Source organism: Micromonospora sp. NBC_01392 (genome assembly GCF_045040125.1).
Lineage (GTDB): Bacteria > Actinomycetota > Actinomycetes > Mycobacteriales > Micromonosporaceae > Micromonospora.
The window spans coordinates 5,040,630-5,057,369 of the sequence record NZ_CP109549.1; the positions used below are offsets into that span (position 1 = coordinate 5,040,630).

Annotated in this window: 13 protein-coding genes and 2 pseudogenes; 3 read left to right on the forward strand and 12 right to left on the reverse strand. The window is 71.4% G+C overall.

What is annotated here, in order from left to right; all coding sequences use genetic code 11:
* Positions 1 to 26: 26 nt before the first annotated feature.
* The 11 genes and pseudogenes from OG767_RS21535 to OG767_RS21585 all read right to left on the reverse strand — a co-directional run bounded on the left by OG767_RS21535 (position 27) and on the right by OG767_RS21585 (position 13,445).
* Entirely contained in the window at positions 27 to 725 is a 699-nt protein-coding gene (locus OG767_RS21535; protein WP_405090230.1) for a response regulator, read from the reverse strand.
* Positions 722 to 3,268 carry a DUF4118 domain-containing protein gene (locus OG767_RS21540; protein WP_405090231.1) on the reverse strand — a complete coding sequence of 849 codons (2,547 nt, stop codon included), beginning with the start codon at positions 3,266 to 3,268 and terminating at the stop codon, positions 722 to 724. The genes OG767_RS21535 and OG767_RS21540 overlap by 4 nt, the downstream gene beginning before the upstream one ends.
* Before the next feature lie 72 nt (positions 3,269 to 3,340).
* Positions 3,341 to 4,222 carry a potassium-transporting ATPase subunit C gene (locus OG767_RS21545; RefSeq protein WP_405090232.1) on the reverse strand — a complete coding sequence of 294 codons (882 nt, stop codon included), beginning with the start codon at positions 4,220 to 4,222 and terminating at the stop codon, positions 3,341 to 3,343.
* Between the two features lies 1 nt (position 4,223).
* Positions 4,224 to 6,416 carry a potassium-transporting ATPase subunit KdpB gene (gene kdpB, locus OG767_RS21550; protein ID WP_405090233.1) on the reverse strand — a complete coding sequence of 731 codons (2,193 nt, stop codon included), beginning with the start codon at positions 6,414 to 6,416 and terminating at the stop codon, positions 4,224 to 4,226.
* Positions 6,417 to 6,436: 20 nt separating this feature from the next.
* Positions 6,437 to 8,092 carry a potassium-transporting ATPase subunit KdpA gene (gene kdpA, locus OG767_RS21555; protein WP_405090234.1) on the reverse strand — a complete coding sequence of 552 codons (1,656 nt, stop codon included), beginning with the start codon at positions 8,090 to 8,092 and terminating at the stop codon, positions 6,437 to 6,439.
* Entirely contained in the window at positions 8,092 to 8,181 is a 90-nt protein-coding gene (gene kdpF / locus OG767_RS21560) for a K(+)-transporting ATPase subunit F (RefSeq protein WP_074475088.1), read from the reverse strand. The genes kdpA and kdpF overlap by 1 nt, the downstream gene beginning before the upstream one ends.
* A 217-nt stretch (positions 8,182 to 8,398) precedes the next feature.
* A complete protein-coding gene (locus tag OG767_RS21565) occupies positions 8,399 to 8,974 on the reverse strand; it encodes a hypothetical protein (RefSeq protein WP_405090235.1) in 576 nt (191 codons plus the stop codon).
* A gap of 96 nt (positions 8,975 to 9,070) precedes the next feature.
* Positions 9,071 to 9,460 (reverse strand): hypothetical protein, encoded by a 390-nt coding sequence (locus tag OG767_RS21570; protein WP_405090236.1) that lies wholly within the window; start codon positions 9,458 to 9,460, stop codon positions 9,071 to 9,073.
* A 454-nt stretch (positions 9,461 to 9,914) separates the two neighbouring features.
* Complete coding sequence (locus tag OG767_RS21575; protein WP_405090237.1) at positions 9,915 to 11,984, reverse strand: amino acid transporter; 2,070 nt, start codon at positions 11,982 to 11,984, stop codon at positions 9,915 to 9,917.
* A 114-nt stretch (positions 11,985 to 12,098) separates the two neighbouring features.
* Positions 12,099 to 12,464: pseudogene (locus OG767_RS21580) on the reverse strand (hypothetical protein); the annotation flags it as partial.
* Between the two features lie 129 nt (positions 12,465 to 12,593).
* On the reverse strand, positions 12,594 to 13,445 hold the full coding sequence (locus tag OG767_RS21585) for a slipin family protein (protein ID WP_405090238.1): 852 nt from the start codon (positions 13,443 to 13,445) through the stop codon (positions 12,594 to 12,596).
* Positions 13,446 to 14,465: 1,020 nt separating this feature from the next.
* Here OG767_RS21585 and OG767_RS21590 point away from each other — a divergent pair.
* Positions 14,466 to 15,137 (forward strand): hypothetical protein, encoded by a 672-nt coding sequence (locus OG767_RS21590; RefSeq protein ID WP_405090239.1) that lies wholly within the window; start codon positions 14,466 to 14,468, stop codon positions 15,135 to 15,137.
* Positions 15,138 to 15,181: 44 nt separating this feature from the next.
* Positions 15,182 to 15,670: a universal stress protein gene (locus OG767_RS21595; protein ID WP_405090240.1), complete on the forward strand. Its 489-nt coding sequence runs from the start codon at positions 15,182 to 15,184 to the stop codon at positions 15,668 to 15,670.
* Positions 15,671 to 15,923: 253 nt separating this feature from the next.
* Here the strand turns inward: OG767_RS21595 and OG767_RS21600 are convergent, their stop codons facing one another.
* Positions 15,924 to 16,325 (reverse strand): hypothetical protein, encoded by a 402-nt coding sequence (locus tag OG767_RS21600; protein WP_405094366.1) that lies wholly within the window; start codon positions 16,323 to 16,325, stop codon positions 15,924 to 15,926.
* A gap of 105 nt (positions 16,326 to 16,430) precedes the next feature.
* On the opposite strand from OG767_RS21600, the pseudogene OG767_RS21605 reads away from it, so the two are divergent.
* Positions 16,431 to 16,703 (forward strand): annotated as a pseudogene (locus tag OG767_RS21605) (MerR family transcriptional regulator); the annotation flags it as partial.
* Between the last annotated feature and the right edge of the window lie 37 nt (positions 16,704 to 16,740).

Genomic DNA, 16,740 nt, shown 5'->3' on the forward strand with positions numbered 1-16,740 from the left:
CGGGCCAGAGCGCCAGGCTGTCGCGCTCAGGGCCGATAGCGGTAGCCCATGCCCGGTTCGGTGATGAGGTGCCGGGGGCGGGCGGGATCGTCTTCGAGCTTGCGCCGCAGCTGGGCCATGTACTGCCGCAGGTAGTTGGTCTCGTGCTGGTATTCGGGTCCCCACACGTCGTGCAGCAACTGCCGCTGGCTGATCAGCTTGCCGGGGTGGCGCAGCAGCTTGTCGAGCATGGCCCACTGGGTGGGGGTGAGCCGGACCTCGGCACCATCGTCGCGGGTGACGGTCCGGTCGGCGAGGTTGACGGTGTGCCGGCCCACCCGGGGGGCAGCCGTCGCGGAGGGCGCCGGAGCATCGGCCGCTGTTGGCGTGAGGCGGCGGGTGACCGCGCGGATGCGGGCGAGCAGTTCGTCCACGCCGAAGGGTTTGGTGACGTAGTCGTCGGCGCCGGCGTCGAGGGCGGCGACCTTGTCCTCGCTGCCGGCCCGGCCGGAGAGCACGATGATCGGCACGCCGGTCCAGCCGCGTAGGCCGCGGATGACGTCGATGCCGTCGATGTCGGGCAGGCCGAGGTCGAGCACCACCAGGTCCGGCGGGTGGCCGGCGGCCGCCTTCAGCGCGGCCGCGCCGGTGTCGGCGACCTCGACGTCGTAGCCGCGGGCCCGCAGGTTGATCCGCAGTGCGCGCAGGATCTGCGGCTCGTCGTCCACGACGAGGATGCGGGTCATTCCCGCGGCCCTTCCGACCCGGTGGCGGCCGGCAGCCGCAGCACCATGGTGAGACCGCCGCCGGGCGTGGTCTCGGGGGTGATGCTGCCGCCCATCGCCTCGGCCAGGCCGCGGGACAGGGCGAGTCCGAGCCCCACCCCGGTCTGGTTGTCCCGGTCGCCGAGGCGCTGGAACGGCAGGAACACGTGTTCCCACTGGTCCTGCGGGATGCCCGGGCCGGTGTCGATCACCCGTAGCTCGACCTGGCCGGCGTGGGCGCTGGCGGTGACGGTGGGCGGCTGCCCGGGTGGGCTGTGCCGCAGCGCGTTGGCGACGATGTTGACAAGCACCCGCTCCAGCAGCCCCGGGTCGGCCTCGGCGGCCGGCAGGTCCGCCGGGATGTCGGTGGTGACGTCGGCCGCCATCGGGCCCAGTTCGTCCAGCGCCCGCGGTACGGCGTCCTCCAGTCCGATCGCTGTGGATCTGACGCCCAGCACGCCGGCCTGAAGTCGGCTCATGTCGAGGAGGTTTTCCACCAACCGCCCGAGCCGGTCCAGTGACTCGTCGGCGGTGGCCAGCAACTCCTCCCGGTCGTCCGGGTCGAACTCGATGTCCGGGCTGCGCAGGCTGCTGACAGCGGCCTTCGCCGACGCGAGCGGCGTACGCAGGTCGTGGCTGACGGCGGCGAGCAGCGCGGTGCGCATCCGGTCGGCGGCGGCCAGTGGGCGGGCGGTGGCCGCTTCCTCGGCGAGGCGCTCCTGGCGCAGCGCGACGGCGGCCTGGGCGGCGAACGCCTCGACGATGCGCCGGTCGGCGGCCTCCAGGCGACGACCGGAGAGCACGACGGTCAGCCGGTCGTCGACCGGTACCGCCGTCTCCCCCGCGCTGGGGCTGCACGCCGGTGCCTCCCCCACGCTGGCCACGACCCGCCAGGCGCCTTCCTCGCGGGCCCGGCCGGGCCGCCCCTCGGCGTCGGCGGCCAACTCCAGCACGCTGACCGCGCGCAGCCCGAAGGTTTCCCGGAGCCGGTCCAGCAGCGCGGGCAGTGGCCGCTGCCCGCGCAGCACCCCGCCGGCGACGACGGCGAGGGTCTGCGCGTCGGCGGAGGCCCGGGCCGCTTCGCGGGTACGGCGGGCCGCCACGTCGACCACCCAACTGACCGCGAGGGCGACGCCGACGAAGACGCCGAGGGCAAGCAGGTTGTCCGCCTCGGCGATGGTCAGCGTGTAGAAGGGCGGGGTGAAGTACCAGTTGAGCAGCAGCGAGCCGCCGAGCGCGGCGACCAGCGCCGGCCACAGCCCGCCGACCAGCGCCACCCCGACCACGCCGGCGAGGAACAGCAGGATGTCGTTGGTCAGGGTGAGATCCGGCAGCGCCCACAGCAGCAGGGTGAGCAGCGGCATCCCCAGCCCGGCCAGCGCGAAGCCGAGCAGCCGGCGTCGGCGCGACAGTGCCGCCGGCACCGCCGAGGAGCGCCGGCCCCGACCCGCCTCCGGATGGGTGACCAGGTGTACGTCGATGGCGCCGGACAGGGCGGTGGTGGTGACCCCGACGCCGCGGGAGAACACCTGGGCGAGGCGTCCCCGTCGGCTGGCGCCGAGCACGAGTTGGGTGGCGTTGACGCCCTGGGCGAAGTCGAGCAACGCCTGCGGCACGTCGGTGCCGAGAACCTGGTGGTAGGTGCCGCCGAGGCTCTCCACCAGCACCCGCTGCCGGGCGAGCTGGGCGGGGTCGGCGCCGGCCAGGCCGTCGCTGCGGGCGACGTGCACGGCGAGCAGGTCGGCGCCCTTGCTGCGGGCGGCGATCCGGGCCGCCCGGCGGATCAGCGTCTCGCCCTCGGGGCCGCCGGTGAGCGCGACCACGACCCGCTCCCGCGCCTCCCAGGTGTCCGAGATGCCCTGCTGGGCGCGGTACCGGTCGAGCTGCTCGTCGACCTTGTCGGCGAGCCAGAGCAGGGCCAGTTCGCGCAACGCGGTGAGGTTGCCGACCCGGAAGTAGTTGCCGAGCGCGGCGTCGATCTTGTCGGGGCGGTAGATGTTGCCGTGCGCCATCCGGCGGCGCAGCGCCTCCGGCGTCATGTCCACCAGCTCGACCTGCTCGGCGGCGCGGACCACCTCGTCCGGCACCGCCTCGCGTTGGGTGGTGCCGGTGATCTGCGTGACGACGTCGTTGAGCGACTCCAGGTGCTGGACGTTGACCGTGGTCAACACACTGATCCCGGCGTCGAGCAGCTCCTGGACGTCCTGCCAGCGCTTGTCGTGACGGGAGCCGGGGACGTTGGTGTGGGCCAGCTCGTCGACCACCACCACCTCGGGCCGGCGCGCGAGGACCGCGTCGAGGTCCATCTCGGTGAACTCGGCCCCCCGGTAGGTGATCGTGCGCCGGGGCACCTGCTCCAGGTCGCCGACCATCGCGGCGGTGTGCTTGCGGCCGTGCGTCTCGACGAAGCCGATCACCACGTCCGTGCCGCGTTCGGCCCGACGTTGGGCCTCCTCCAGCATGGCGTAGGTCTTGCCGACGCCGGGGGCGGCCCCCAGATAGATGCGAAGCTCTCCTCGTGACACGCAGAAGATCCTCTCTGGTGGTGACGGTTCGGGCAGGGCCGACCCGGGGCCGGCCCTGCCCGAGGTCGTCCGTCAGCGGGCGGGGAACTTCTCGTCGAGCGCGAGGTTGAGCTCCAGCACGTTCACACCGGGCTCGCCCATGAAGCCGAGCGACCGGCCGGTGGTGTGCTTCTCCACCAGGGCCCGGACCGCTGCGGGGTCCGCGCCGCGCTCGCGCGCGACCCGGGCCACCTGGATGTCGGCGTACGCCGGTGAGATGTGCGGGTCGAGGCCGCTGCCGCTGGCGGTGACGGCGTCGGCCGGCACCGCGGGCGTCGCGGGGGCGTCGCCCCGGACCGGGACGATCAGTCCGCCGGCAGCGACGTAGTCCTCGTCCGGCTCGGCCAGCTCGACCGGTACGCCCTGCCACGAGCTGACGAACGGGGTGGCCGGGGCGACCTGGTTGACGCTGACCACCCGGGTGATGCGGCCCGTGAGGCCGTCGGCGCGGAACACGGCCAGCACCGCGCCCACCCCGTCCGGCGTGCAGTAGGGCCGCCGCCCGTCCACGCCGTCCCGTTCACCGACCGCCTTGGATCGGGCGCAGACCTGGGTGAGCAGGCTCTCGGAGGCTGCCTCGGGGTCGGTCGAGAGGGTGTCGACGACGCTCTCCGGGCCGAGGTTGCTGGCCGAGGTGGAGGTGGGGTCGTAGCCGTCGCCGGCCGCGGACGGGCGGGACTGGAAGTAGCGCGGGACGGGGTTGCCGTCGGCGTCGGTGAAGGACTGCCCGATCAGCGAGCTGCCGACGGTCCGGCCGTTCATGGTGATCAGGGAGCCCTCCGCCCTGCCGGACAGGCCGGGAAGCTGCCCGGCCGCGACCAGGGCGAGCGGATAGGCCAGCCCGAGCAGCACGGTGAAGGCGAGCACGGCACGCAGGGCGGCCAGGTGTTGGGTGAGCCAACTGGGAAGTCGCATGTCAGATCCCGGGGACGAACTGGATGAGCAGGTCGATGAGCTTGATGCCGACGAACGGCACCACGATGCCGCCGAGGCCGTAGAGCAGCAGGTTGCGGCTGAGCAGTTTCGAGGCGCTGGCCGGGCGGTAGCGCACACCGCGCAGGGCCAGCGGGATCAGCGCGATGATCACCAGGGCGTTGAAGATGACCGCGGACAGGATCGCCGATTCCGGGCTGGACAGCCGCATGATGTTCAACGTGTCCAGGCTCGGGTAGATGCCGGCGAACATGGCCGGGATGATTGCGAAGTACTTGGCGATGTCGTTGGCGATCGAGAAGGTCGTCAGGGCCCCGCGGGTGATCAGGAGCTGCTTGCCGATCTCCACGATCTCGATCAGCTTGGTCGGGTCGGAGTCGAGGTCGACCATGTTGCCGGCCTCCTTCGCGGCGGACGTGCCGGTGTTCATGGCCACGCCGACGTCCGCCTGCGCGAGGGCGGGCGCGTCGTTGGTGCCGTCGCCGGTCATCGCGACCAGCCGGCCGCCCTCCTGCTCCTTGCGGATCAGGGCGAGCTTGTCCTCCGGCGTGGCCTCGGCTAGGAAGTCGTCCACGCCGGCCTCGTCCGCGATGGCCTTCGCGGTACGCGGGTTGTCCCCGGTGATCATCACGGTGCGGATGCCCATCCGGCGCATCTCGTCGAACCGTTCCTTCATGCCGGCCTTGACCACGTCCTTGAGGTGGATCACCCCGAGGGCGCGGGCCGGTTCCCCGTCGACGTGCTCGGCGACGACGAGGGGGGTGCCGCCGATGCCGCTGATCTCGTCGACGATCTGCCCCACCTGCTCGGTGGGGTGGCCGCCGTTCTCGCGTACCCACTTCATCACGGCGGCGGCGGCGCCCTTGCGGACCCGGCGCGACGGGCTCTCACCGGTGTCGGCGGTGAGGTCGACGCCACTCATCCGGGTCTGCGCGGTGAACGGCACGAAGGTGGCGTGCGGGATGAGGCCGGGTTCGCGCTCGCGCAGCCCGTACGCGTTCTTGGCCAGCACCACCACCGAGCGTCCCTCGGGCGTCTCGTCGGCCAGGCTGGACAGCTGGGCGGCGTCGGCGACCTCGGCCGCGGTCCCGCCCTCGACCGGGACGAACTCGGCGGCCTGCCGGTTGCCCAGCGTGATCGTGCCGGTCTTGTCCAGCAGCAGCGTGTTGACGTCGCCGGCCGCCTCGACCGCCCGGCCGCTCATGGCCAGCACGTTGCGCTGCACGAGGCGGTCCATGCCGGCGATGCCGATCGCGGACAGCAGCGCGCCGATCGTGGTCGGAATGAGGCAGACCAGCAGCGACACCAGCACCACGCCGGTGACGCCGGCGTCGGTGATCGCCCCGGAGTCCGGCGCGGCGGCCTGATAGCCCTTGGAGAAGATGGCGAGGGGTTGAAGGGTCACCACCGCGAGCAGGAAAATGATCGTCAGCGCGGCCAACAGGATGTTGAGCGCGATCTCGTTCGGCGTCTTCTGCCGGTTGGCGCCCTCGACCAACGCGATCATCCGGTCGATGAAGCTCTCCCCCGGCTTCTGGGTGATCTTCACGACGATCCGGTCGGAGAGGACCTTCGTCCCCCCGGTGACCGCGCTGCGGTCGCCGCCGGACTCCCGGATGACCGGGGCGGACTCGCCGGTGATCGCCGACTCGTCGACGCTGGCGATGCCCTCGACGACGTCACCGTCGCCCGGGATGATGTTGCCGGCCTCGACCAGCACGACGTCACCCTGCTTGAGTTCCGGCGCCGGGACGGCCTCGTCCCGGTAGGTGTTCGCGGCGGCGCCCGGCGTCCAGCCGACCAGCCGGGTCGCGACGGTGTCCTTCTTCGCCTGCCGCAGCGTGGCTGCCTGCGCCTTGCCCCGGCCCTCCGCGACCGCCTCGGCGAGGTTGGCGAAGAGCACGGTCAGCCAGAGCCAGATCGCGATGGCGATCGCGAACACCGACGGGTCGGCGACGGCGAGCACGGTGGTGAACAGCGCGCCGATCTCGACGATCAGCATCACCGGGTTGCGCCACAGCGTGCGCGGGTCGAGCTTGCGCAACGCGTCGGGCAGGGATCGGAGTAGCTGCTTCGGATCGAGCAGGCCGCCTCCGACCCGGTTGCCCTGGGTGGCGGGTGTGCCGGCGGTGGCCGCGTCGGCGGTGCCGTGCGGCGCCGGCGTGGACGTGGTCATGTCCTTCTCTCTCATGGTGGTCACAGCCCTTCGGCCAGCGGGCCGAGCGCGAGCGCAGGCAGGAAGGTGAGCGCGACGAGGACCACCGTGACGCCGACGACCATGCCGATGAACAGCGGCTTGTGGGTCGGCAGGGTGCCCTCGGACGCGGGGGTGGGATTCTGGCGGGCCAGCGAGCCGGCCAGCGCGAGCACGAAGATGATCGGCAGGAACCGGCCGAGCAGCATGCACAGCCCCAGCGCGGTGTTCCACCAGGGCGTGTTCACGGTGATGCCGGCGAACGCCGAACCGTTGTTGTTGCTCGCCGAGGTGAACGCGTAGAGCACCTCGGAGAGCCCGTGCGGGCCGACGTTGAGGGCGGTGGAGTTGTTACCGGTCGCGAAGGCCGCCGCTGTTCCGGCCAGCACCAGCGCGGGGGTGACCAGGAAGTACATCGAGGCGAACTTGATCTCCCTCGAACCGATCTTCTTGCCCAGGTACTCCGGCGTGCGACCGACCATCAGGCCGGCGACGAACACGGTGATCACCGCGAGGATCAGCAACCCGTACAGGCCGGATCCGGTGCCGCCCGGGGCGACCTCGCCGAGCATCATGTTGATCATCGTCATCATGCCGCCGAGCGCGGTGAACGAGTCGTGGAACGAGTTGACCGCGCCGGTCGAGGTCAGCGTCGTCGCCGCGGCGAACGTCGCGGAGTTCGAGACGTCGAACCGGACCTCCTTGCCTTCGAGGGCCGCGCCGACCGCCTGCGGCACGGTGCCGTGCCCGGCGAGTTCGAACACGTTGGTCAGGGCGACGCTGGCGACAGCCAGGATTCCCATCACGGCGGCGATCGCGTAGCCCTGCCGGTTCTGCCCGACCATCCGGCCGAAGACCCGGGGCAGGCTGAACGGGATCAGCAGGATCAGGAAGATCTCGATCCAGTTGGTCCACGAGGTGGGGTTCTCGAACGGGTGGGCGCTGTTGACGTTGTAGAAGCCGCCGCCGTTGGTGCCCAGCTCCTTGATCACCTCCTGGCTGGCCACCGGCCCGCCGGTGATCGTCTGGGTTCCCCCGGTCAGGGTGGAGACGTCGGTGCCGCCGGAGAGGTTCTGCACCGCGCCGCCGAGCATCAGCGCGAGCGCGCCGAGCACCGCGATCGGCAGCAGGATCCGCAGGACGATCCGGGTCAGGTCGACCCAGAAGTTGCCCAGCTCGCCGGTACGGCTGCGGGCGAAGCCCCGGACCAGCGCCACCGCGACGGCGATGCCGACCGCGGCGGAGACGAAGTTCTGCACCGCCAGGCCGGCCATCTGCACCAGATGGCCCATGGTCGACTCACCCGAGTACCACTGCCAGTTCGTGTTGGTCACGAACGACACCGCGGTGTTCCAGGCGCCGTGCGGCACCACCGGATCGAAGCCCAGCGACAGCCACAGCTTGTCCTGCACCCGCTGCAACAGGTAGAGGAACAGGATCGAGATCGCGGAGAACGCCAGCACGCTGCGCGCGTACACGCCCCACGACTGCTCGGCGGCCGGGTTGACCCCGACCAGGCGGTACATGCCCCGCTCGACGCGGGACTGCTTGGTGCCCGACACCACCCGGAACATGTAGTCGCCGAACGGCTTGTAGACCGCGACCAGCGCCGCGACCAGGGACAGGGCAAAGACGACGCCCGCTGTTGTCATGGTCATCAGAACCGCTCCGGGAACAACAGGGCGACCACCAGGAACACGGCCAGCCCGATCGCCAGCACCAAGCCGACGGCGTTGACGGCACTCACAGCTTCTCCACACCCCTCACCACGAAAGCGAGAGCCGCGAACAGCCCCACCGTCAACACCACGAACAGCACGTCAGACACCGCTGACTCCTCTAACCGGCAATGGAATCGTCACGACCGCCATCCGGTCGCGCCGGGCAATCAAAGCGCCTCTGACGTGCGGCGGACAGGGTCGTTAACGCAACCATGACGCCGCCCGGGCGATTCTTGACGCCCTTTTAACGCCGGACGCTGATCAGGTGAAACGGGTCACCGGGGGCGCGGGACGTGTCGCCGGCGGTGCCGGCGGCGCGGGGCGGCGACCCACCGACCTGGGCGCCCCAGGAGGGCAGGATCGGCGGCAGGTCCGACAGCAGCGTCGACGAGCCGCGCGGCGGCGGGGCGCTTACCCGGTCGTCGGCCCGGTGACGCCCGTACTGGTCGGGGAGATCGCCCCAGCCGCGGTCGGGCCGGGGCGACTGCGGCGGCGCGGCGCAGGGGTCGGGGCGGCGGACGGTGCACAGGTGCGTCCAGTCCTCGCCCAGGTCGAACACGTACGCGAAGACCGTGCCGACGGTCAGCGCGTTCAGCCGGCTGGAGCGGCCGTCACGGGTGCCGGGGAACGCCGGCCCGTCCCGCCAGGCCGACCAGCTCACGTCGATGCCGTCGGGCAGGACGACCATGCGCAGGTGCGCCAGGTCCCAGCGGCCGAAGGCGACGTCGATCGCCTCGGCCAACTGGGCGAAGGTGTGCCGGCGGTGGGCCGTGAAGACGCGGCCGGGGCGCGGCCACCAGTCCCGGCCACGCCCGGTCACCAACTCCACACAGATGGACAGGAACCCGCCCGCCGCGGCGGCGCGCGGCGGCGCGGGCCGCCGCAATCCGTCGTGTCCGGTGCGGTGCGCGGTCGGTCACGCCCCACGAGAGGTACCGAACGGGGTGTCCGGCGGCGAGACCACCGCGTCGGATCCGCAGGTGAACGGCCGGTACGCCGCCCTGTCGGGCTCCTGCCCGGCCGCCCCCGGCAGGAACCGCATGAATCGGTAGCCGCTGCCGAGCGCGCCGGCGAAGCCGATCACCACGGCGTACGACCAGGCGTCAGCGGTCGCGGTCAGGTCGCCGAACCGGTTGGCCAGGAATCCGACGAACGTGGCCATCCCGAGCACGGTGACGGCGGCCACCGCGCGCAGGTCCGCCACCGCCGACGCGAAGACGCCGGCCGCGACGGCCATGACGAGCATCCGCCCCGGCGCCTCCGACGGCGGGAACACCGCCGCCGCCAGCAGAGCCGCGGCGACCATCACCACCCACCCTGCCGCGACACTGACACCGGTCGGTGTCGGTTGGCGGCCGGCCGGGGCCGACGGATCCGGATCGACAGTCACCACGCGCCTCCTGCGACGATGAGGGCCCGCATCTCGATCCCTCGTCGCCATATCACCCCCGGCGGCCAGCCACCGTCGACGGTTTTCACGCACCCGCTACGACCACGACCCGATTTTTGACGTGGCCGTGACGGCGACCGCGCCGCCGCACGGGCCGGCCCGGTTTCGGCTGATCTGGCCGCGGCGTGAAGACGGCGTAGAAATTGGTCGGCACGTCGTCAAGAATCCGTAGTCGACCCCGCTGGTCCCGCTGTCGGCGGCACATCCTGGGCGCCGTGCTCGACGGCTTCGACCTCGGTCGCCTCCGGCCCCGACGACATCGCCACGACGGGCGCGGATCCGCTGGAGCTTCCCGCGCCGCGCGAGGACGTCACCCGCCCACGTGGATGCCGGGACGGCGGGTCGGGTCCCGTTCGACCTTGCGGATGATCTCCCGCACCACCGGCGGCGTGTCACCCCGACCGAGAAGGAGGTAGCGCAGCAGGTGCGCGATCGGGTTGCCCTCGGACCACTCGAAGTACGCGTGCGGACGCAGACCGGTGGCGTCGCGCAGGGCCAGCAGTACGGCCGCGATGGCGTTCGGCGCGGCCGGGCTCTGCACCCGCAGCACCCGGTATCCGTCCACCTCGACGCCGCGCACCCGCAGCACGTCGCTGAACTCCGACGGGTCGATGACCTCGACCTCCAGGAACAACACGTCGGCGGCGCCCGGAACCGGATTCATGCCCCGCTGCGCGCGTTCCTTCGCCCGGTACTCCGCGCCGGTCCCGGCGTCCGGACGGTGGGCGACGATGTCCAGCCGGCCGTCGAACTCGATCGAGTCGGTGACGAACCGGCGGGCCGGCTCGTCGAACTCGATCCGCTCCGCCCGCAGCTCCGTGGTGCGCGACACCCGGGAGACCAGGGACACGACGATGATCCCGGCGATGAACAGGCCGGAGATGGCGATCCCCTCCGGCTTCTCGATCACGTTGGCGACCAGCGCGTACACCAGCACCAGCGTCAGCGCCGCGAACCCGGCGGTGGCGCGGCGCTGCCGGCCGCGCAACGCGGAGATGGTCACCGCGACCGCGCCGGAGACCATCATCGCCAGGATCCCGGTGGCGTACGCGCCGGCCTGAGCGTTGACGTCCGCGCGGAACGCCACCGTGATCGCGACGCTGATCAGCGTGTAGACGATCACCACCGGCCGGACCGCCCGGCCCCACTCCGGCGCCATTCCGTACGACGGCAGGTACCGGGGCACGATGTTGATCAGACCGGCCATCGCCGACGCGCCGGCGAACCACAGGATCAGCACGCTGCTGATGTCGTAGACGGTGCCGAACGCCTCCCCGAGATACTCGTGGGCGACGTAGGCCAACGCCCGTCCGTTGGCCCGGCCGCCGGGGGCGAACTCCTCGGCGGGAATCAACACGGTGGTGACGAACGTCGTGGTCAGCAGATACCCGGACATGATCAGCGCGGCGGTGGTGAGCAACTTGCGGGTGTTGCCGATGCGCGCCCGCAGGCGTGCCTCACCGTCCGGACCGTCGCCCTTGACCAGCGGCATCATGCTCACACCCGTCTCGAAGCCGGACAGGCCCAGCACCAACAGCGGAAACGCCAACACGGCCGGGCCGACGACGTCACCGACACCGCCGGTGCCGGCGGTCAACGCGGAGGTCCAGCCCGACAGCAACGCCGGATCGCGGACCACCTCGACCAGACCGACCACCACGATCGCGGCGTTCAGCAGGAGGAACACCGCCACCAGAGGGATGGCGACCCCGACGGCCTCGCTGAAACCGAGCAGGAACACCCCGCCGAGGATCAGCAGCAGAACCACGGTCACCACCACGGCCGCGGTCGTGCCGTGCGGGAACGCGTCGGGCAGGACCGGGTTCTCCAACAGGTGCACCGTCGCGTCCGCCGACGACAGGGTGATCGTGATGATCCACGACGTGGCGACGAAGCCGAGCAGGACCAGCACGAACACCTTGCCCCGCCAGAACGGCAGCAGCCGCTCGAGCATCGCCACCGAACCCTGCCCGTGCGGGCTCTCCCGCGCCACCCGCCGGTACATCGGCAACACCCCGAACAGGGTCAACGCCACGATCAGCAACGTCGCCAACGGCGACAGCGCGCCCGCCGCCAGGGCCGCGATGCCCGGCAGATACGACAGGGTGGAGAAATAGTCCACCCCGGTCAGACACATCACCTTCCACCACGAGTGCGGCCTGGCATGCGACTCCCCCGCCTCGGGGCCGGCCGGCTGCACCCGGTGTCTGAGCAACCACCGCGCCACCGTCCCGGCCGGGGGTGTGATCGCCGCCGGCGTGTCCACACACTCGGGCACCAGCAACTCCGCCGCATCCGCCGGTTCCCCCGGCGACCGCGCGACGCCATTCGGCTCGCCGCCTCCACGGACCTCCGCGCCGGCCTCACGCCCGCTGACCATGCCGACTCCGTCCGTCTCCACGCTTCGACCGAGCACGCGGGCCATCGAGCCGGGCGTCCCACCGGTCCTTCCGAGCAGCGAGAGCCTACCCATCCGGCGCAAACCACCAGTGAATTACTGTGCCGCGCTGGTCCCGAGCCCGCAGCGGCGGCGCGGACGACATCCCTCGCCCTCGAACGAGCCGACGGCAGGCGCCGGTCCCCCGGCGCGCACCAGCGGCGTTGATTCGCTGACCAGACGCATGTCAACGGTGTGAAGAAACCTTCGAACTCCGGCCGGGTGAGATGTGCTGGGTGACGTCGAGATGATCGGATCCCGGCCAAGGTAGGTCGAGGCCAGCGTGCGGCGAGACGGGCGCCTGGCGGCACTGCACATCACACAGACGACCTCCTGGGACCGGGCCGCGACGATCCGCGACAGGTGCGCGTACAGGTTCAGGCCGGGCGTGACACCCCAGTGTCCGAGCAACCGCGGCTTGACGTCGTGGCGTCCACCTCGGGTGGGGTCACGGTCATCGGGGTATCGCCTTCCGCCTTGGAGCGTCATGCGACGCGGTGGCGCGGCGGGGGGACGAGTCGCAACGAGTCGACGGCACGCCCGGGGGCAGCCTCAGGAGGCGGGCGCGGCACGGACAGCGCCGTTGACCTGCGGGACGGCGTCCCCGACGGAGCCACGCGGCGCCGGTGCGAGGTTCGCCGCGCCGGCCTCCCGGGCGAGGAAGGCACCGAGTTCGCCGATCGTGCTCATCAGCGGCGCCGGGAACACCACCGTGGTGTTCTTGTCCACCCCGAGCTCGACCAGGCTCTGCAGGTTACGCAGCTGCAACGCCAGCGGGTGGGCCATCATGATGTCCGCGGCGGCACCGAGCGCGTCCGCGGCGAGCGCTTCGCCCTCAGCCGCAATGATCTTCGCGCGCTTCTCCCGCTCCGCCTCGGCCTGACGGGCCATGGCGCGCTTCATGCTCTCCGGCAGCTGGATGTCCTTCAACTCGACGAGCGTGACCTCGACACCCCAGTCCTCGGTGGCCACGTCCAGGATCGTCTTGATGTCGACGTTGATCCGGTCCGTCTCGGACAGCGTCTCGTCGAGGGTGTGCTGCCCGACGACCTTACGCAGGGTGGTCTGCGCGATCTGGTTGATGGCGGCGCCGACATTCTCGATCGCGACGACGGACTTCACCGCGTCGACGACCCGAAAGTACGCGACCGCGGAGACGTCAACGCTGACGTTGTCCCTGGTGATGATGCCCTGCGACTGGATCGGCATGGTGATGATCCGCAGGCTGACGCGGTTCAGCACGTCGATGAACGGGATGATCACGGTCAGTCCCGCGCGGCGGACCCCGATCACCCTGCCGAGCCGGAACAGCACACCCTGCTCGTACTGCTTGACCACCTTCAACGCCAACGACAACAGGAACAGAACCAGTACCAGGACGACGACGAGCCACACGTACGACATGACAGGTTCCTGACTTCGGCCGCAGCCGGATCTTCGTGCACGAGAGACAGTGCCCAGCGAGAAACGCACCCGATCGCTGCGGAGGCGAAGAAACGTCGCCGTGCCCGCAACGGCCAACTACCGGCCACCGGGGTCCAGGGCGACACCCCTACCGTACGCCTGTCGACGGCAACCGTCGTCCCACGAGGCCGCGGCACTGATCGACAACGCCGTGCGGGCGAATGGCGCGTACGGTTAGGTCGCCGTTGCGGAGCCGACCTCCCCGATGACAGCTCTCGGCCAGGTCGGCGCGTGCTCGCGGCCCGGACACCGCAGGCTCGCGCAGGGAGTGCACCGCCAGTCCACCCAGGCCGCTTCGCGCCGCAGCCGCCCCTGCATCGCCTGTCCTCGACACCTGACGGTGTTGCCGTGCTGCACCCACCTCGCCGACCCCGGCGGCACCGTCCGACCGCTCGACGATCAGACCCGCACTGCGGCACGCCGACATCGGCGTCGCGATGGGTCGCTCCGGCACCGACGTCGCCCGCTGCTCGGCGGCGTCTCCGCGGCCCTGGTCATGGGCGGATACCTCTACACCCTCAGCCGCGCCGGGTGGTCCCCCGGCGACCGTCTGGGGAGCGGACGAGGTCGGCCGGTGGGCGATCCGGCGGCGAGACATCGCTCGGTGCGACGCCGTCGACAACCTGCCGGACCCCACCCCCGGCCGGTCTGCGCGCGGCGCGCCGCAGCCAACACCCACCCAGCTCGGGAGGTCGCCCGTACCGATCCAGGGCACAACCCTCGGCGCCTTTTCCACCGACTGGGCGTAGAGTGAGGGCGTCGCTCGGGCCCCCGGTGGCTGACCGCCCGCCGTCGTCGATCCGCCCAGGAGCTGACCGGTCCCCCGCTACCGCCGACCGCGCCACACGCGTGGCGGAATGCGTCGTCGTGGCCTGTGGATCGCCTTCCTGGCAACCGGAACCACCCATGGTCTCCTCAGGCTGTGGGCCCGTAGTTGAGCAGCGAGGGAATGTGAGTGCGATGGCCTACATCGCCAAGGACCACAACGGCGTGGCGCGCGGCGCCGTACCAACCGCCCGGCTGGCGCAACCGGCGACCGATGTCGGTGGGCACCGGCCCCGACCGGGTGACCCGGCCGGTCCGGGACCCACCGCGGCACACCGCGAGGCGACACCATCCGCTGCGACCGGCGCCGGTCCGCAGTTGAGCGCGCCGGTCCGTCACCTGCTCGCGGGGATCCGTCTCGCGTTGGGCTGGATCTTCCTCTGGGCCTTCCTGGACAAGCTGTTCGGCCTGGGACACGAGACGACCGCGGCGAGATCCTGGGTCAACGGCGGCAGCCCGACCAAGGGGTTCCTGGGGTCGGCGGCCACCGGCCCGTTCACCGGCTTCTACCACTCGATCGCCGGCGGCTGGCTGACCGACGTGCTGTTCATGGGCGCGCTGCTCGCGGTGGGTGTCGCGTTGCTCCTCGGGGTCGCGATGCGACTGGCCGCCGGGGCCGGCGCGCTGCTCACCATCATGATGTGGACCGCGGTCCTACCGCCGGCCAGCAACCCCTTCATGGACGACCACCTCGTCTACGCAGCCGTGCTGGTCGTCCTCGCCCTCCTGGGCGCCGGCCACACCCTGGGCCTGGGCGCCCGGTGGGCCGAGGTCCCATTGGTACGACAATTCGCATGGCTCAGGTAGGGCCGGCCGGTGCCGACGATCCGAGAGGCCGTGAGGACGACGACATGGTGAACCGAAGCGAGGAGCAGGACCGACGCATCGTCGTCGGCGTCGACGGATCGGCGGGCTCCCGAACGGCGCTGAGCTGGGCAGTCGGCCAGGGCCGGTTGACCGGCGCGACGGTCGAAGCTGTCAGCGCGTGGCAGGGCCCGCCCGTGTACGGGTTCGCGTACGCGTGGTCGCCTTCGGTGTTCGAGGACGTCGACCTCGCCGCCATCACCGGGAAGATGCTTGCGGAGGCGGTCGAGGACGAGGCCGCCGAGCGGCCACCCGCCGAGATCCGGACCCGGGTCGTGCACGGCCATCCGTCCCAGGCACTGCTCGACGTCGCCCACGGGGCGCAGATGCTGGTGGTGGGCAGCCGAGGGCACGGCGCCTTCGCCGGGATGCTGCTCGGTTCGGTCAGCCAGCACTGCGTTCAGCACGCACCCTGCCCGGTCGTGGTGGTGCCGCCGACCGACCTCGAGCGGGACGAGATCGGGAGTCGGCAATGACCGCCGCGTACGGCCTGACCGGAGGGCGCGACGACGACGTCTCCCGAAGTGCCACCGTGCCCCGCCGATTCGAGGTTCTCGTCGCGGCGGGGCACGGCGACCGGGCGCGCGCTGTGCTGGGGGGCGCGGCACGCTGACCCGGAGATGGTCACGGCTCGACTGGTGTATCCGGTCGGGCCGTGACCAGGTGACGAGTTGCCGGCTGAGGTCGCTGCCGAACCTGGTCGGTGTCCGCGCGGCAACGGTCGGGACGTCAGACGCGGCTGAGCACGACCTTCAGGGCCCCGGTCCGTCCGACGTCACTGAACGTGTCGTAGGCCCGGATGATGTCGTCCAGGCCGAAGCGGTGGGTGACGAAACGCGCCGCGTCGACCCGAGCGGCAGCGAGCAGGCGCAGCAGGGTCGGCGTCGAGGAGGTGTCGACCAACCCCGTGGTGATCGTCAGGTCCCGCGACCAGAGCCGCTCCAGGTGCAGGGTGACCGGTCTGCCGTGTACGCCGATGTTGGCGACCCGCCCCGCCGGCCGCACCAACTCCACCGCGAGCTCGAAGGTCGCCGCCTCATCCGTCGCCGCCCTCGACGCCATCACCACCAAGTACGCCAGCCGGGGCACGACCGTCGAGATCATCGAGCTGAACAAGCCCAGCGCCCGCATCCACGACACCCTCGCCGGCCAACTCGGTGTCGGCCACTGATGGCCACCACCAGCCGGGACACCGGGCCGGGGCAGGACACCACCGGCCCGGCCACCGGCCGCCCGATGCAGATCGGTGAGGCAGCCGAGCGGGTCGGGCTGAGCATCCGGACCATTCGGCACTACGAGGAAGCCGGGTTGATCGTGCCCTCCGCGCGTAGCGAGGGCACTTCCGCCTGTACACCGAGCCCGACCTCGACCGCCTCGCCGCGGTCAAACGGATGAAGCCCCTCGGGTTTCAACCTGGAAGAGATGCGCGACCTCCTCACCGTCCTCGACGCCCTCGACAGCGCCACCGGGGCCGAGCGGGCCGCGCTTCTCGACCGGCTCGGCATGTTCACCAGTGATCGTGGAGGTGTGCCCAGGGAACGGATCC

Bases quoted from the DNA above. Each gene is read 5' to 3' on its own strand.
- OG767_RS21535 (WP_405090230.1), bottom strand. From the start codon at position 725: ATGACCCGCATCCTCGTCGTGGACGACGAGCCGCAGATCCTGCGCGCA.
- OG767_RS21545 (WP_405090232.1), bottom strand. From the start codon at position 4,222: ATGCGACTTCCCAGTTGGCTCACCCAACACCTGGCCGCCCTGCGTGCC.
- kdpB (WP_405090233.1), bottom strand. From the start codon at position 6,416: ATGACCACGTCCACGCCGGCGCCGCACGGCACCGCCGACGCGGCCACC.
- kdpA (WP_405090234.1), bottom strand. From the start codon at position 8,092: ATGACCATGACAACAGCGGGCGTCGTCTTTGCCCTGTCCCTGGTCGCG.
- OG767_RS21570 (WP_405090236.1), bottom strand. From the start codon at position 9,460: ATGGTCGCCGCGGCTCTGCTGGCGGCGGCGGTGTTCCCGCCGTCGGAG.
- OG767_RS21575 (WP_405090237.1), bottom strand. From the start codon at position 11,984: ATGGTCAGCGGGCGTGAGGCCGGCGCGGAGGTCCGTGGAGGCGGCGAG.
- OG767_RS21585 (WP_405090238.1), bottom strand. From the start codon at position 13,445: ATGTCGTACGTGTGGCTCGTCGTCGTCCTGGTACTGGTTCTGTTCCTG.
- OG767_RS21590 (WP_405090239.1), top strand. From the start codon at position 14,466: ATGGCCTACATCGCCAAGGACCACAACGGCGTGGCGCGCGGCGCCGTA.
- OG767_RS21595 (WP_405090240.1), top strand. From the start codon at position 15,182: ATGGTGAACCGAAGCGAGGAGCAGGACCGACGCATCGTCGTCGGCGTC.
- OG767_RS21600 (WP_405094366.1), bottom strand. From the start codon at position 16,325: ATGCGGGCGCTGGGCTTGTTCAGCTCGATGATCTCGACGGTCGTGCCC.